This is a genomic window from Zobellia laminariae (assembly GCF_030553095.1).
GTDB lineage: Bacteria > Bacteroidota > Bacteroidia > Flavobacteriales > Flavobacteriaceae > Zobellia > Zobellia laminariae.
This window is the reverse complement of record NZ_CP130738.1, coordinates 1,444,314-1,460,708: the sequence shown is the minus strand read 5'-3', so window position 1 is coordinate 1,460,708 and position 16,395 is coordinate 1,444,314. Positions and strand designations below refer to the sequence as shown.

Genomic DNA, 16,395 nt, shown 5'->3' with positions numbered 1-16,395 from the left:
ATTGTGGTGGTAATCTTGATAATCATGGTTACCGCCCGAATACTTCGCGATAAGAGATAGGGTGGTTCTGTTGTTTTTTAGTTAAACACATTACTCAAAAAGAGCGTTGACCATATCTTCTATTCTTGAGATAAGATGCACTTCTATTTTTGTGTTTTTTAAGGTGATTTTATTATTCTTAGAAACATAGATGGAAGTGAAACCAAGTTTTTCAGCTTCGGAAATACGTTGGTCCACTCGTTGTACTGGCCGTATTTCCCCAGCAAGACCAACCTCCGCAGAAAAACAGACGCCTTTTTCAATGGGAATATCCTCATTACTGGAGAGTATGGCAGCAACTACGGCTAAATCAATAGCTGGGTCATCAACCGAAATTCCACCAGTAATATTTAGAAAGACATCTTTAGCTCCTAATTTAAAACCAGCCCGTTTTTCAAGAACGGCTAACAGCATATTGAGGCGTTTAGCATTGTAGCCTGTAGTAGAGCGCTGTGGTGTACCATAAACGGCCGTACTTACCAAAGCTTGGATTTCTATCATTAATGGGCGCATACCTTCTATGGTAGACGCAATGGCGGTGCCGCTAAGTCCTTCATCGTTTTTGGAAATCAATATCTCAGAAGGGTTGTTCACTTGTCTTAGTCCACCACCTAACATTTCATAAATACCTAATTCTGCCGTAGAACCAAAACGGTTTTTTAAAGCTCTAAGAATACGGTATACGTAGTTCCTATCACCTTCAAATTGCAAAACGGTATCTACCATGTGCTCCAAAATTTTGGGGCCTGCAATAGAGCCATCTTTGGTAATATGGCCAATTAGAATAACTGGTGTATTGGTTTCTTTGGCAAATTTTATTAGTTCCGCAGTACATTCACGTACTTGGGATATGCTCCCCGCAGCCGATTCAATATAATCTGAATGTAACGTTTGGATAGAGTCTATAACAACAATATCCGGCTCGGTGGTTTCTATCTGCTTAAAAATGTTTTGGGTCTTGGTTTCTGTAAGTATAAAACAGGTTTCGCTATTCGGGTGAATTCTATCTGCCCGCATCTTGATCTGTTTTTGACTTTCTTCCCCGGAGACATAAAGAGTTTTATACGGAAGCTTTAACGCAATCTGTAAAAGCAAGGTGCTTTTTCCAACTCCTATTCACCGCCTAGTAAAACTAGCGCTCCATAAGACAAGTCCGCCGCCTAAAACACGATTGAACTCCAAATCAAAAGTGTTTAATCGTAGTTCCTTATCCGTACTAATTTCATTAACACGTAAGGGTTTTGCTATTTTCTTTGCGGTTGTACTACTTGCCTTCCAATTTGTTTTTTCCTCCTTTTGAATGACTTCTTCAACTACGGTGTTCCATTCTTTACAAGCAGAACATTGTCCCACCCATTTGGCGTATTGAGTGCCACAGTTCTGGCAGAAAAAAGCTGTTTTTGTTTTGGCCATACCTTGTTTTGATGATTGGCCTTAAAGGTAAAACTTTGTTTGATAATTAGCGTTGTGTAGTTGGTGATTTAGTATCCAAAATCAGCTTTCAAAGCATCTATTTTCTCTAAAGCCATCTCTTTGGTAAGAAAATCTATTTCATCCATAGCAAATGCTTTTTCAAAAGTTTTGAACGCTTTCTTTGGTTCACCCATCTGCTCGTAGTATTCACCTTCAAAGTAGAAACCCATCATAGTATCAGGGAATTCTTTTTTACAAAGTTCTGCAAGCGGTTTTAAAGATTCTGTGTCCTCCTTTTTTCTACATGCGGCATAAATGGCCATAATATCGTTAAGGTCAACTGTTTTTTTAACTCGGAATAAATCCTCTATATTTTGATATTTGTTTTCTAAATATTGAAAAACAGGTTCTTCAGAAGTTAATATTTGTTGTTTGTATTCCTTAGGACTGATTGGCTTGAACATGCCAAAAATATTATCAAAAACCTTTCCTAGGCCGTAAGTAGCTATAGAAATATGGTCTGCACCATCATATTGTTGAAAGTTATAATGAAGCGATTCTTTGTCAATGGCTTTAATGGCCTTGTCCATCTGAAGAATTCGTGAAGTATTCTTGTTTTTTTCCGTCTCTACTATTAATTCATAGAAAATTTGTTTGTCAAATGACGCTAAACGTGTCGGTACTCTTGTTTCCATTTCGGGAGCTAAATCAGGCGAGATGTTTACGTAAGCATTGAATAATGAATTTTCTTTAAAAAGCCAATAGTTGGTAAAGTTGGCTGTAATGTCATATCCAACAATCATTTTGAAAGGAGCAGTGCTGTAAGTAAGGTCTAGATAGGGTATAATTTCCATTCCTAGAAACTCAAAGAATTTTTTTGCTTTTTCAGAAGGAAGACCAGAATCTGGGTCATAAGCACAATCATCAAAACGAATGCTCTTTTTGCTTTGTTCCACACCTACAACTATACTGGCGGGCATACCATGAAATTTATGATAAAACTTAGCATTGGCTACTACTTGATCAAAAAGGTACTCGCCATCTAGAACAACGATCAAAGGGTATTTCTTTTCTTTGTCGTAATCTTCTGGAAAGTAGTATTTTACGTCTCGACGCTCTTGTAATTTAAAAGATTCAAAAATCTCTTGTGTAACTTGTGCGTTGAGGCTAGCGCATAGAAGGCATGCAAAAAAAGTAAGTTTCCGTAACATGGTGTAGTTTTTGGGTACAACGAAACCTTATCGGCTTCTGTTGAATAACGGTAATACCAGAAAAGATATTGCCCCAAAAACAACGATCATTAAAGTTTGTGCAATCCACATAATCCACCCAAAGGCATCACCGGATACTGCGCTGATGCCAAATATGGTTAACGCACTGCTTACTGCAATAGGGTAAAGGCCAATACCACCGTTGGTAGCTGTCATTGCAAAAGACCCAGCTACAAAAGCAACCATAAGCTGGCTTAACGATAAATGTATGGTTTCGGGCACGGTAAATTTAATGACCCAGAGCATGCCAATATAACAACCCCAAATAAAAAGAGTGTGAAATACGAACGCCCATTTCTTTTTTATTTTAAAAATGCTAAAAACGCCTTCCATAAGTCCTTTAACGAAACCTTTAATCTTAATGGCTATTTTATGCGACGATTTTTTGATGAAAAGAAAAAAGAGAACTAGACCAACAACTCCTGCTCCGATTAAAAGTAGCAGTCCCTTAATGTTAAACCCTTTTTCTTGTAAAAAGCCTAAAATAATATCTGTCTGTAATAGTAACGTTATGCCTATTAATAAAAGAAGCATGATTACATCAATAACACGCTCTGTTACAATAGTTCCAAAACCTTTTTCAAAAGGCACATCTTCATAGGTTGTTAGGGCTGTGGCTCTAAGAATCTCCCCTGTTCTTGGTATGCCTAAGTTTGCAAAATAGGCCATTAGAATAATAAAAATATTGTTTATTATTTTGGGTTTGTAACCTAGTGGTTCCAATAAATAATTCCAACGAACGGCACGAGAAATGTGCCCAAGAATACCAAGTGTTATAGAAATACCAACCCAAAAAAGGTCCGCTTCCTTAATGTAAAATAATATTTGGGTTCGGTCCTCTGGTGAAGTCTTATAGTAAGAGTACCAAACTAAAAAAACTCCCAAGGCTATTGGGAGTAGTGTTTTTAGTATTTTTTTTAGTTTCTCGTTCAAGTCTACTTCAATAAATTAGTGTCTTCGTTAGGGAATACCAATGATGGGTTAAACTTTTTAGCTTCTTCAATATCCATTCTACCGTAGGTAATTAGAATAAGAATATCCCCTACAGCTACTTTTCTGGATGCAGCACCATTCAAAGTAATTTCACCACTTTTTCTTGGCCCCAGATATAGCATAGGTTTCTAAGCGTTCACCATTATTATTGTTTACAATCTGTACTTTTTCACCTCTTATGATGTTTGCTGCATCCATTAAATCTTCATCAATAGTGATGCTGCCAATATAATTTAAATCGGCCCCGGTAACTTTTACACGGTGTATTTTAGATTTTACAACTTCTATTTGCATGGGATAAAGGTAATTAATTATAGAGCAATATTGTCTATTAGACGGACTCCGTCAGCATAAACGGCGATAAATGCCCTATATTTTAGTTTTTCGTTTTTTCTTGTAATTGGGCTTAGGGTCTCTACGTCGGTTATTTCAATATATTCCAACTCTAAATCTTCCTGTTCGTTAAATTGTTCTTTAACCCAATCTAGTACATAATCAGCATTTTCCGTGCCAAATTTTTCTTTGGCAGTCAGGAGTGTATGGTAAATGAACGAAGCTTTTTGTCGTAATTGTTTAGATAACCTTTCATTACGTGAACTCATGGCTAAACCATTAGTTTCCCTAACAATTGGGCAGCCTATTATTTCTACAGGAATGTTCTGTTGTTGGACTAATTTTCTTATAATCTGTAGTTGTTGAAAATCCTTTTCTCCAAAGTAAGCCCTATCTGGTTTTACGAGTAAAAGAAGCGCTTCAACAATAGTACCTACTCCATTAAAGTGATCATCTCTAAATGCACCTTCCATTACAGTATCTAAGCCTTCAAAATTATATTTCTTAGCTTTAATTTTATGGTCATAAACTTCATCTGCAGATGGTGAAAAAATAAGAATATCTTCCGAAATACTAGAAAGCAAATCCAAATCGTCATCAAAAGTATCCGGATATTTAGCAAGATCCTCCTTGTTATCAAATTGTGTGGGGTTTACGAAAATACTCACTACAACGGTTTGATTTTCGTTAACTGCCTTTTGAACTAAAGAGGTATGACCCGTGTGAAGCGCACCCATGGTGGGTACGAGCCCTAAATTATTTGTTTTAGGAAGGGTTGAAATATGATCTGAGAGTTCTTTTTTGGTTTTGAATACCAACATAGGTTTGGTTTAAAAGCGAGCAAACTTACTATAATTACGGCTAATCTGTAGAATTTTCGTAATTTTGCACACACGTTGCACCAAATAAATAAAAAAACATTGCATATATGAATGGTAAAAAGATATTGTTCGTATCGTCGGAGTTAGTACCCTACCTTCCTCAGAACGAAGTTTCCCTAATGTCTTATGAAACTCCTAGGATGGTCAACAGTAATGGCGGTCAAATACGGATTTTTATGCCAAGATATGGCAATATAAACGAACGGAGACATCAACTTCACGAGGTGATACGTTTGTCGGGCATGAATTTAGTTATTAACGACATGGATATGCCTCTTATTATAAAGGTAGCTTCCATTCCTCGCGAGCGAATCCAGGTTTATTTTATAGATAATGATGAGTACTTTAAGCGTAAGGCTACGTTTACTGATACGGACGGAAATTTATTTCCAGACAATGATCAAAGAGCTATCTTTTTTGCTAAAGGTGTTGTTGAGACAGTCAAGAAATTGAATTGGTCTCCAGATATAATTCACGTTCATGGGTGGTTAGCTTCTTTGTTGCCATTGTACCTCAAAAAATACTATGCAGACGAGCCTTTGTTCAATGCCAGTAAAATTGTTACTTCTGTTTATGGTAAATCTTTTGAAGGAGAACTAGATTCCGATATGATTAAGAAGGTAGCTTTTGATGGTATTTCAGAAGATAGTATTCAAGATCTTAAAGCTCCCAATTATAATAATTTGTTAAAGATTGCGGTAGATAACTCGGATGCTGTTATTTTAGCCGCGGAAGATATTCCGGAAGATTTACAGAGTCATATTTCCAACCTTGAAAAACCTGTGTTGCCATATGTTACCTTACAAGAATTTGAGGAAGCCTATGCCAATTTTTATAACACTGAAGTTTTAAAATAGCCCGAATGATTTTTTTGAACAGATTAAAACTCCCTGCTTTTGCAGTAGTAGCACTTGTCATCATCTTTGCATCTTGTGAAGAAGACTTAACAACCGTAGGCTCTGGTGTAGTTGGGGGAGAGCCGTTCAAAAACAATAAGGCTGTTTTTGATGTATTTGCTTATAACAAGAAGATAAAGGCAGTATCCACAAATAAGTTACCTATTTATCAATTAGGTATCTATGATGACCCGCTTTATGGAAAAACTGAAGCGCGTGTAACTTCTCAAGTTTTGTTGCCTAGTGCAAACCCTACTTTTGGAACGTATTCTCAATTATTAGAAGAAACTGAGAATACAAGTGTGCCCGCTCAGATACCGGAAAATGAGACTGTAGAATCAGTATATCTGTATATTCCGTTTTTGACAAATCCAACGGGTGATGCCGACTTAGATGGCCTTATTGATGAGTTAGATGATGATCCATTAGATGCAAATAGCGATACTGATGGTGGTGGTCTTACAGATGCTCAGGAGAAAACAAAAGGTTCAGATCCATTAAACCCTGCTGATGATGTAGACACGGCAGATTTTGTGAAGGATCAGTTTCCTAAAACCTTTGATTTAGATAGTATTTATGTCGATAGTAGATTATATGATCAAGACATTGATAATGCAACCTTTAACTTAAAGGTGCAGAGGTCTACTTTCTTTATGAGAGACTTAGACCCTTTAGCTAATTTTCAAGAAGCACAAGAGTATTACTCTAATCAGGAATTTCCAGCCAGTTCTTTTGGTGAGGTACTTTACGACAGTTCGGTTGGAGAGCAATTGGTAATTAGTTCGGAGTCAATTCCGGTATCTAAATTGGATGATGCTACAACTGAGGATGTTAATGAGGAGACTCAATTTAACTATTTGGCTCCCGGAATTCGTGTAGAACTAGATAAAGATTTTTTTCAAGAAAATATTTTGGATAAAGAAGGTTCATCGGAGCTATCTAGCCAAGCTAATTTTAATGAATTCTTAAGGGGGATTCATTTTTCGCTATCAGCAGGAAACAAAGATGTGATGTTACTTTTTAATTTGAAAGCAGCTAGCATTACCATTAGGTATAAGTATGATAGCGCAGATACTGCTGGTGTGGTTTCAGTACAAAATAAACGAAAAGATGTTGTGCTAGGCTTTATTAATGATGTGACTAACACTCAAACCGGTCAGGTTACTACTGTGGGTAATGCCGCAAATACACTTGTTAATGAGGTGTATCCTGTTGAAATAACTGATGATTTAGATACGGATATAAATGCATCAAAAATTTATTTAAAGGGAGGGGCTGGTTCTTTCGCTGAAATTAAATTGTTTGATGATGCAAACAGCAGAGAAGCTATAAATGAAATAAAAGCAAACAATTGGATCATTAATAATGCCAATCTTGTGTTTTATGTAGCTGATGATAATCTAGGTGCAGCACCTCAAAAATTGTATTTATACAATAAAGAAACCAATGCAAGTTTGCCGTTATCGGCTACTGATGCTACTAGTCAATTGGCGGAGTATGATGGGGAATTAGAGACTTCTAGTGCAGGTAAAGGAGTAAAATATACGGTAGACGTTACAACCTATATCAACAGTCTTGTGTTGGATGATGCTGAAAATGTTACTTTAGGTTTAACAACAACACCTAATCTGTTTTTTACAGGTACGCTTAATGCTATGCTAGAGAACGATGTGGAAGAACAATTGCCGGTTGCAAATACCTTAACGCCATTAGGTACTGCTCTTTATGGTAGTGATGTTAGTGGAGCTGATTCTGATAAGAAGCTACAGCTTGAAATTTTTTATACCGAAACCAACTAGTTTTTATACAAAACAACTACTCTAATTTTATTTACGCGAGTTTACGCTTCAAGCGGTGAGATTAACCTTACTATACCAATTAACGATATTTTTCGTTTTATAGGTGTGTTTTAGGGAGATTTGGCTAGCTTCTAGTACATTTGCGGCAAAGTGTTTATTTTCCCCAACTTAAATTAACGTATACAGTATGTGTGGAATAGTAGGTTATATAGGGCATAGAGATGCCTATCCGATTATAGTAAAAGGTTTACAACGTCTTGAATATAGAGGATACGATAGTGCCGGTGTTGCAATTTACGACGGCGAAAAAATAAACTTGGCAAAGACCAAGGGTAAGGTTGAAGATTTAAAGAAAAAGGCCGAAAGTACTATTTCCTTAGAAGGGAAGCTAGGTATTGGTCATACGCGTTGGGCTACCCATGGGGTACCAAATGATGTTAATTCTCACCCACATTATTCTAATTCCGGTGATTTAGTAATTATCCACAACGGAATTATTGAAAATTATGAGTCTATAAAGAAAGAGCTTACCAAAAGAGGGTATACTTTTAAATCAGATACAGATACTGAGGTTCTTATCAACTTAATAGAAGAGGTTCAAAAGACCGAAGATGTAAAGTTGGGCAAAGCTGTTCAGCTCGCTTTGAATGAAGTAGTAGGTGCTTACGCTATTGCTGTTTTTGATATAAAGAAGCCTGATGAGATAGTGGTTGCTAAATTAGGTAGTCCATTAGCAATCGGTGTTGGTGATAATGAATTTTTTATTGCCTCTGATGCTTCTCCTTTTATTGAATTCACCAATAATGCTATATATATTCAAGATGAGGAAATGGCGATTATTAGAATCGGGAAGGAAATCAAACTTCGAAAAATTAAAAATGATGCTGTAGCATATCCAAATATTCTCGAATTGAAAATGAATATCGAGGAAATTGAAAAAGGTGGTTACGATCATTTTATGCTTAAAGAAATTTATGAGCAACCAAGGGCTATTTTGGATACCTATAGAGGTAGATTGCGAGCAGCTCAGGGTCTTATAAAAATGGCTGGTATTGATGAGAATTTAGAAAAGTTCATGAACGCGAACCGCATAATTATTGTGGCTTGTGGTACTTCATGGCATGCAGGCTTAGTGGCTGAATATATATTTGAAGATTTGGCAAGAATACCTGTAGAGGTAGAGTATGCTTCTGAGTTTAGATATAGAAACCCTGTTATTACGGATAAAGATGTGCTTATTGCTATTTCTCAATCTGGTGAAACTGCAGATACTTTAGCTGCTATAAAATTAGCGAAGGAAAAAGGAGCGTATGTATTTGGTGTATGTAATGTTGTAGGTTCTTCTATTGCTAGAGAATCAGATTCAGGTGCTTACACTCATGCTGGTCCTGAGATAGGAGTAGCGTCAACCAAGGCTTTTACGACACAGATTACTGTTCTAACATTGATTGCTTTAAAATTAGCAAAGGAAAAAGGTGTTTTCTCCCAGTCTAGGTTCCATGAATTTTTAACTGAACTAGAAAACATTCCTGCTAAGGTAGAGAAGGTGTTGGAAAGTAATGCTCTTATAGAAAAGATTGCTGAGGTTTATAAGGATTCCACCAATTGTTTATATTTAGGTAGAGGTTATAATTTCCCGGTAGCTTTAGAAGGAGCGCTTAAACTTAAAGAAATTAGTTACATACATGCAGAAGGGTATCCTGCTGCAGAAATGAAACACGGACCTATTGCTTTGATAGATGAACAAATGCCAGTATTCGTGATTGCCACTAAGAGAGGGCATTATGAAAAAGTGGTAAGTAATATTCAAGAAATCAAATCCAGAAAAGGAAAGATAATAGCTATTGTCACAGAAGGTGATACACAGGTTAAGGAATTGGCAGATCATGTAATTGAGGTGCCTGAGACTTTGGAAAGCCTTACGCCATTATTAACTACCATTCCTTTACAGCTGTTGTCATACCATATTGCGGTAATGAGAAATTGTAATGTAGATCAGCCTAGAAACTTGGCAAAATCGGTTACAGTAGAATAAACTACTATTAAAATAATAGTATTAGCTTTTAATAGGCCTTGACATATGTCAAGGCCTATTTGTTTTAGGGTATTTGTAATTTGAAGGGGGTATTTTTATGAAAAAAGTACTATGCATGCATAATTTTTTCCATTTTATGATTATTGGTCGAAAAAAAAATGTAACTTCGATTTACTAACATTTTTAACTTAAACTTAACATGAGAGCAATACTATTTTTAGCCTTGCTGTTGGCGACTAGCTTTGGATTTTCGCAAACAACGGTAAACGGGAAAGTGGTGATCAGAACAGTCAGCCCGTACCATGGGCCAATATCGTTATTGAAGGAAAAGCGATTGGCACCACAACGGATTTTGATGGTAATTTTAATTTACAAACTTCTGAGGTACCCCCTTTTCAGTTAATGATTACCAGCATCGGATATTCGGATGCTACAGAGGAAGTCACCTCCAACAATCAAACCTTGACCATTACAATTGATGAGTCCCAAACATTTTTAGATGAAGTAGTTATATCTGCTTCTAGAACGCCTGAGCGTATTTTTGAATCACCGGTTACGGTTGAGAGAATTGGTGTTTCTGAGATTAAAAACACTACTGCTGCGGATTTTTATGGCGGTTTAGAGAATTTGAAAGGGGTTGATGTAAATACAAATAGTTTAACTTTTAAGTCTGTAAACACAAGAGGTTTTGCGTCTTTTTCTAATACGCGTTTTATGCAACTTGTTGATGGTATGGATAACTCTACACCAGCATTAAATTTCCCTATCGGAAACTTAGTAGGTTTAGTTGAACCGGATGTTTTAAGTGTTGAGTTATTACCCGGAGCATCATCTGCGCTTTATGGTGCAAATGCCTTTAACGGTATTTTGTTTATGCGAAGTAAGAATCCGTTTGACTACGAAGGAATTAGTGTGTCAATTAAGCGTGGGATAACTTCTCAAGAAGCTTCTGGCGATAATTCTTATACAGATTTTGGTATTAGGGCAGCGTATAAATTCAGTGATAAATTTGCTGGAAAAGTTAATTTCGGATATCTAAAGGGAACTGACTGGGCCGCTAATAATACAGATGATAAGATTACACCATAAGTGGTACAAGAGATAACTTGAACTATGACGGGGTTAATGTTTATGGAGATGAGGTTTCTACTAACATTAAAGATGTGGCGCTTACTTTAGAAGGTTTAGGTATCCTACCTGCTGGGGCCAATTCTTTGGTTCCTTCAGAAATTGTAAGTAGAACAGGTTATGCTGAAAGTGATCTTACCCAGTACAATGCAGAAAGTATAAAAGCAGATTGGGGTTTATATTATAGGCCAATTGAAGGTAATAGCTTGGAGATTTCTTACGTAGGTAAAGTGGGTACAGGTACTACAATCTATCAAGGTACCAATAGATATAATATTGATGGATTTTTTCAAGAGCAGCATAAGCTTGAAATCAAAAACGATAACTTCTTTGTAAGAGGCTATGTTGTTGGTGATAAAGCTGGAGATTCTTATGATATGGTATTTACGGGTATCAACATTAATAGAAGTTGGAAAGATGACAACACTTGGTTTGGTGAGTATACAGGAGCTTATGTTCAGGCAACTTTAGGAGGAGCTACAGATGCTCAAGCTCATGCTGCTGGTAGGGCCCAAGCTGAATCAGGTAGATTGTTACCTTATGGTACATCAGAGTTTGATGCTGCCTTTAATACAGTTATTAAAGATCCAGATTTGAGTAAGGGTTCTCAATTTTATGATCAATCTAAATATTATCATGCAGATGCTAATTATAATTTTGCTCATTTAATTGATTGGGCAGAAATTCAAGTTGGTGGGTCGTTTAGGGAGTATAGTTTAAATTCCTTAGGTACTATTTATACAGATATAGATGGTCCAATTGATTATTCGGAATTTGGAATTTACTCTCAGGTTCAAAAGACCTTGCCTTTTGCAGGAGAAAAAAGTTTAAAATTAACGGGTTCTATTCGTTATGATAAATCTGAGTTTTTTGATGGATTTTTATCACCAAGATTATCCGCTGGTTATACAATTAGCAGAAATCATAACATTAGAGCTTCTGCCCAAACAGGATTTAGAAATCCAACTACTCAAGATCTTTTCATTGGTTTGAATGCTGGTAGGGCAATTTTAGTTGGGTCTGCATCAGATAATCTAGATCGATATTCAAGGGATTATGATGTAAGTGCTACCGGTCAACTTTTATATCAACAACCGGCTTCGGTTACGCAAACTGGTGCGGTGGCATATAACAATTCTTATTCTGCCGCTTCTGTAGCCTCTTTAGGTGCAACAGGGAACCCTGCGGACTTGGAAATTGCTAATCCAGATTTAGTTAAACCTGAAAAAGTATCATCTATTGAAATTGGATACCGAGGTAAGGTTGATAAGCTGGTAATTGACTTTAGTACATACTATAACAGGTATAAAGATTTTATTTCTCAGGAAGTTGTAGTTTCTCCTTTATATGGAGTAGTTGGTGATGGTGCACTTTCTGTAGCAGCAATAGCCAATGGGGATTACCAAGCATATAGCACGTACACTAATACCGATGCTGATGTTAGTTCATATGGTGCATCTTTGGGCCTTAATATGAAAGTATTTGGAGATTTTAATTTAGGAGGTAGTTATACGTTTACAAAATTAGAATTTGACCGTGATGCTAATCCAGATGTAATGTTGAATTTCAACACTCCAGAGCACAAGTTCAAGGCATCTTTTGGAAATGAGCAGTTATTTGAAAATTTTGGATTTAATGTGTCATACAGATTCAGTGATGATTATTTCTGGGAAGCTACTTTTGGTAACGGTGTTATTCCAGAATTTCATGTAGTTGACGCACAAATCAATTATAATGTTCCAAGTATCAAATCTTCCTTTAAAATAGGAGGGACAAACCTAACCGGTAAAGAATACTATACAGCGTTCGGTACCGGATATATTGGGTCTATGTACTACTTATCTTGGACAATTAATAATTAATTTTTAATCTAAAGTTGAAATGAAAAACTTAAAATATATATACATCTCTTTAGGTATCTTGGCTTTTACCGCCTGTAATGACCCTGAAGATGTTGATCTTGAGCCAGAAGTAATGGCGGAAGCACTTGTTGAATTAAATGCGGGCTCAGCAGATTTTTCAACATATGTTTCTTTAGGAAATTCGTTAACTGCAGGTTTTACGGATAATGCACTTTTTATTACAGGGCAAGAAAATTCAATACCTAATTTACTGTCTACTAAGTTTGCTCTGGTAGGAGGTGGTGCTTTTTCACAGCCTTTAATGAATGATAATATAGGAGGTCTTTTAGCCGGAGGAACTCAATTGGAAGGTTTTAACCCTAGATTGGTTTTTAACGGATCTGGACCAGCTGCTTTAGGCGATGTAATAGGGGAGGTTGCTCCAACCACAGATATAATTTTGAACAATCCAACAGGTCCATTTAACAATATGGGTGTTCCAGGAGCAAAGAGTTTTCATTTGTTGGCGCTATTATGGTAATGCTGCAAATTTAGCTGCACAGCTTGCCAATCCATATTTTGTAAGAATGACGGGTACTACACCAGATGCTAGAGTTTTAGAGCTGGCTATGGCGCAATCACCTACATTTTTTAGTTTGTGGATCGGTAACAATGATGTTTTAGGACATGCACTTTCAGGTGCTGATGGTACAAACCCTATGACTGATCAACCCACTTTTGATTTTGCTATAAATACATTGGTAACGACTTTGACATCGGCAGGAGCAAAAGGTGTGATGGCTAATATTCCTTATGTAACGACGATTCCACATTTTACAACCGTTCCTCATGACCCTATTGATCCAGCTGAGAATGGTTTTGCTGCACAAGTACCAACATTAAATACAGTTTATGGAGCTTTAAATCAAGTGTATACTGCGCTTGGAGAAACGAATCGAATAGTTGTTTTTTCGGATTCAACAAATAATGCGGTAGTTATAAAAGACGAAGCACTTATTGATATATCCGCACAAATTACGGGCGCATTCAATGCTAATCCTGGTTTTCCTGTGTTTGTTACACAGCTGGGTCTGCCTGAAGCAGCAGCACCTTTGGTTGCTAGTCTTTTAGGTACTGCGTACGGTCAATCCAGAGCCGCCACGGAAAATGACTTATTGGTGTTGCCTAGTAGCAACGTAATCGGTAAGGTTAATGAAGAATCTTTTGCGGCCTTTTCGGCAACAAACCTTCCTCCTGCGGTTGCGGGTCAATTTTCTGTTGAAGGGGTTACATTGCCTTTGGCCGATAAATGGGTTTTAACTCCAGAAGAACAAGATGAAATTAATGCAGTTACAACCCAGTTTAATGCTACAATTGCTTCCGCAGCTTCTGCAGCAGGATTAGCGTTTGTAGATGCTAATCAGTTATTACAGGATTTGGCTAGTGGCGGTGTTACCGATGGTGACTTTACCCTGACGGCTAATTTGGTAACTGGTGGTGGTTTTTCTTTAGATGGTGTTCATCTAACGGCAAGAGGTTATGCACTTATGGCTAATGAGTTCATGAAGTCTATAGATGCTACTTATGAGACTAATTTTGAAGCATCAGGGTCTTTGTTCAATATCGGAAATTATCCAACAAACTATTCACCAGCATTGCAATAGGCATTGTTTTTATTACATTTAACAAGGCGCCATTAACTGGCGCCTTTTTTTGTAGTGAAAAAAGAATAAAAAGTATTTTCAATTCGAGTTGAAAAACATACCTTTGCAGCCTGAAAAACATGGGTGTATTAAGGTGTTTTTCAATACAGTAAGTAATTTGAATTCATAAACTAATAAAGTAATGTCAAAAGTTACAGGTAAAGTTTCCCAAATTATTGGGCCAGTAGTAGATGTGGAATTTCAATCAGGAGATACCCTTCCAAAAATATACGATTCTCTTGAAATCGCTGGTAAAGATGGTTCTAAACTAGTTTTAGAAGTACAATCTCACGTTGGTGAAAACACAGTGAGAACAATTTCCATGGATTCTACTGATGGTCTAAGTAGAGGAACAGATGTGCTTTCGACAGGTAGCGCAATTCAAATGCCAGTTGGTGATGACGTATATGGTCGTCTTTTCAACGTAATTGGTGATGCTATTGATGGTTTAGGTAATTTACCTAAAGCAGGTAAAGATGGTTTGCCTATACACAGAGACGCTCCAAGATTTGAAGACCTTTCTACTTCTACCGAAGTTCTTTTTACAGGTATTAAGGTAATTGACCTTATTGAGCCTTATGCAAAAGGTGGTAAAATTGGATTATTATGGTGGTGCAGGTGTAGGTAAGACCGTATTAATTCAGGAGTTGATTAACAACATTGCAAAAGGTCACGGTGGTCTTTCAGTATTTGCAGGTGTTGGGGAACGTACTCGTGAAGGAAACGATTTACTTCGTGAAATGTTAGAATCCGGTATTATCAAATACGGTGATGATTTTATGCACTCTATGGAAGATGGTGGATGGGATCTAAATAAGGTTGATAAAAAAGCCATGAAAGATTCAAAAGCAACTTTCGTTTTTGGTCAGATGAACGAACCATAGGAGCACGTGCTCGTGTTGCATTGTCTGGTTTGACAATCGCAGAGTACTTCCGTGATGGAGCAGGAGAAGGTCAAGGTAAAGATGTACTTTTCTTTGTAGATAATATCTTCCGTTTTACGCAAGCAGGTTCTGAGGTATCGGCTCTTTTAGGTCGTATGCCTTCTGCGGTAGGTTACCAGCCAACTTTGGCAACAGAGATGGGTGCTATGCAAGAGCGTATTACATCAACTAAAAGAGGTTCTATTACTTCTGTGCAAGCTGTATACGTTCCTGCGGATGATTTAACGGATCCGGCTCCAGCAACAACCTTTGCTCACTTAGATGCAACAACCGTACTTTCTCGTAAGATTGCGGAGTTGGGTATATACCCTGCGGTGGATCCATTGGATTCTACCTCTCGTATTTTAACGGCTGAGATTTTAGGTAACGATCATTATAACTGTGCACAGCGCGTAAAAGAGTTGTTGCAACGCTATAAAGAATTACAGGATATTATCGCTATTCTTGGTATGGAAGAACTTTCCGAAGAGGATAAGTTGGCGGTAGGTCGTGCAAGACGTGTTCAACGTTTCCTTTCACAGCCTTTCCACGTAGCAGAACAGTTTACTGGTCTTAAAGGTGTGTTGGTTGATATTAAAGAAACCATAAAAGGGTTTAATATGATTATGGATGGAGAGTTAGATCACCTTCCAGAGTCTGCTTTTAACCTTAAAGGAACCATTGAAGAAGCAATGGAAGCAGGTGAAAAAATGTTAGCTGAAGCTTAATTGGTACTAAGTACGGAGTAGAGAGTATTTGTACTTTTTACTTTGGACTAACTACTTAACACTAAGAATATGTATTTAGAAATTGTATCACCAGAAGCCACTTTATTTTCAGGCGAGGTAACATCGGTAACTGTACCGGGAGTAAATGGCGAGTTTCAAATTTTGAACGGTCACGCTGCTATAGTTTCTTTGCTTCAAAAGGGTAATGTTCGTGTTGATGGAAATATAACGATAGAAGGAGCATATGCTTCTAAATTCTCAAAAGATGCTAGTGGAAAGGTTACTCTTCCCATTGCTAGTGGAACTGTTGAGATGAGTGATAATCGTGTTATTATTTTGGCCGATTAAAAAGTCTTATTGAATTATATAATTTATAAAAGCCGTACTTAATAGTATGGCTTTTTTTTTATCG

At 37.1% G+C, this 16,395-nt stretch carries 9 protein-coding genes and 4 pseudogenes; 8 read left to right on the top strand and 5 right to left on the bottom strand.

The window, feature by feature from the left end; genetic code table 11:
- Window positions 1-90: 90 nt before the first annotated feature.
- From radA to panC, 5 genes and pseudogenes are all read right to left on the bottom strand, one after another.
- A pseudogene (gene radA, locus Q5W13_RS06930) lies at window positions 91-1,452 on the bottom strand (DNA repair protein RadA).
- Window positions 1,453-1,520: 68 nt separating this feature from the next.
- Window positions 1,521-2,663 (bottom strand): alpha/beta hydrolase, encoded by a 1,143-nt coding sequence (locus tag Q5W13_RS06925; protein ID WP_304445820.1) that lies wholly within the window; start codon window positions 2,661-2,663, stop codon window positions 1,521-1,523.
- A gap of 27 nt (window positions 2,664-2,690) precedes the next feature.
- Window positions 2,691-3,656 carry a lysylphosphatidylglycerol synthase transmembrane domain-containing protein gene (locus tag Q5W13_RS06920; RefSeq protein ID WP_304445819.1) on the bottom strand — a complete coding sequence of 322 codons (966 nt, stop codon included), beginning with the start codon at window positions 3,654-3,656 and terminating at the stop codon, window positions 2,691-2,693.
- A 2-nt stretch (window positions 3,657-3,658) separates the two neighbouring features.
- Window positions 3,659-4,010: pseudogene (gene panD / locus Q5W13_RS06915) on the bottom strand (aspartate 1-decarboxylase).
- Between the two features lie 17 nt (window positions 4,011-4,027).
- Window positions 4,028-4,870 (bottom strand): pantoate--beta-alanine ligase, encoded by an 843-nt coding sequence (gene panC, locus Q5W13_RS06910; protein WP_155597875.1) that lies wholly within the window; start codon window positions 4,868-4,870, stop codon window positions 4,028-4,030.
- Between the two features lie 107 nt (window positions 4,871-4,977).
- Here panC and Q5W13_RS06905 point away from each other — a divergent pair, with 107 nt between their 5' ends.
- From Q5W13_RS06905 to Q5W13_RS06875, 8 genes and pseudogenes are all read left to right on the top strand, one after another.
- On the top strand, window positions 4,978-5,787 hold the full coding sequence (locus Q5W13_RS06905; RefSeq protein ID WP_155597876.1) for a glycogen/starch synthase: 810 nt from the start codon (window positions 4,978-4,980) through the stop codon (window positions 5,785-5,787).
- Window positions 5,788-5,792: 5 nt separating this feature from the next.
- Window positions 5,793-7,625, top strand: a complete 1,833-nt coding sequence (locus Q5W13_RS06900) for a DUF4270 family protein (RefSeq protein WP_304445818.1) — start codon at window positions 5,793-5,795, stop codon at window positions 7,623-7,625.
- A 187-nt stretch (window positions 7,626-7,812) separates the two neighbouring features.
- Entirely contained in the window at window positions 7,813-9,660 is a 1,848-nt protein-coding gene (glmS, locus tag Q5W13_RS06895; RefSeq protein ID WP_304445817.1) for a glutamine--fructose-6-phosphate transaminase (isomerizing), read from the top strand.
- A gap of 199 nt (window positions 9,661-9,859) precedes the next feature.
- Window positions 9,860-12,650 (top strand): annotated as a pseudogene (locus tag Q5W13_RS06890) (TonB-dependent receptor).
- A 19-nt stretch (window positions 12,651-12,669) separates the two neighbouring features.
- The gene (locus Q5W13_RS24720) at window positions 12,670-13,170 is read left to right on the top strand and encodes a hypothetical protein (RefSeq protein ID WP_368662460.1); all 501 of its coding nucleotides are present in this window, start codon (window positions 12,670-12,672) and stop codon (window positions 13,168-13,170) included.
- The gene (locus tag Q5W13_RS06885; protein ID WP_368662459.1) at window positions 13,124-14,293 is read left to right on the top strand and encodes an SGNH/GDSL hydrolase family protein; all 1,170 of its coding nucleotides are present in this window, start codon (window positions 13,124-13,126) and stop codon (window positions 14,291-14,293) included. The genes Q5W13_RS24720 and Q5W13_RS06885 overlap by 47 nt, the downstream gene beginning before the upstream one ends.
- Window positions 14,294-14,474: 181 nt before the next feature.
- Window positions 14,475-15,983 (top strand): annotated as a pseudogene (gene atpD, locus Q5W13_RS06880) (F0F1 ATP synthase subunit beta).
- A 69-nt stretch (window positions 15,984-16,052) separates the two neighbouring features.
- Window positions 16,053-16,331, top strand: coding sequence for a F0F1 ATP synthase subunit delta/epsilon (locus Q5W13_RS06875; protein WP_155597882.1), 279 nt, complete (start codon window positions 16,053-16,055; stop codon window positions 16,329-16,331).
- Window positions 16,332-16,395: the final 64 nt, after the last annotated feature.

Excerpts from the sequence above, each read along its gene's own strand:
- glmS (WP_304445817.1), top strand. The coding sequence starts at position 7,813 with ATGTGTGGAATAGTAGGTTATATAGGGCATAGAGATGCCTATCCGATT.
- panC (WP_155597875.1), bottom strand. The coding sequence starts at position 4,870 with ATGTTGGTATTCAAAACCAAAAAAGAACTCTCAGATCATATTTCAACC.
- Q5W13_RS06900 (WP_304445818.1), top strand. The coding sequence starts at position 5,793 with ATGATTTTTTTGAACAGATTAAAACTCCCTGCTTTTGCAGTAGTAGCA.
- Q5W13_RS06875 (WP_155597882.1), top strand. The coding sequence starts at position 16,053 with ATGTATTTAGAAATTGTATCACCAGAAGCCACTTTATTTTCAGGCGAG.
- Q5W13_RS24720 (WP_368662460.1), top strand. The coding sequence starts at position 12,670 with ATGAAAAACTTAAAATATATATACATCTCTTTAGGTATCTTGGCTTTT.
- Q5W13_RS06905 (WP_155597876.1), top strand. The coding sequence starts at position 4,978 with ATGAATGGTAAAAAGATATTGTTCGTATCGTCGGAGTTAGTACCCTAC.
- Q5W13_RS06925 (WP_304445820.1), bottom strand. The coding sequence starts at position 2,663 with ATGTTACGGAAACTTACTTTTTTTGCATGCCTTCTATGCGCTAGCCTC.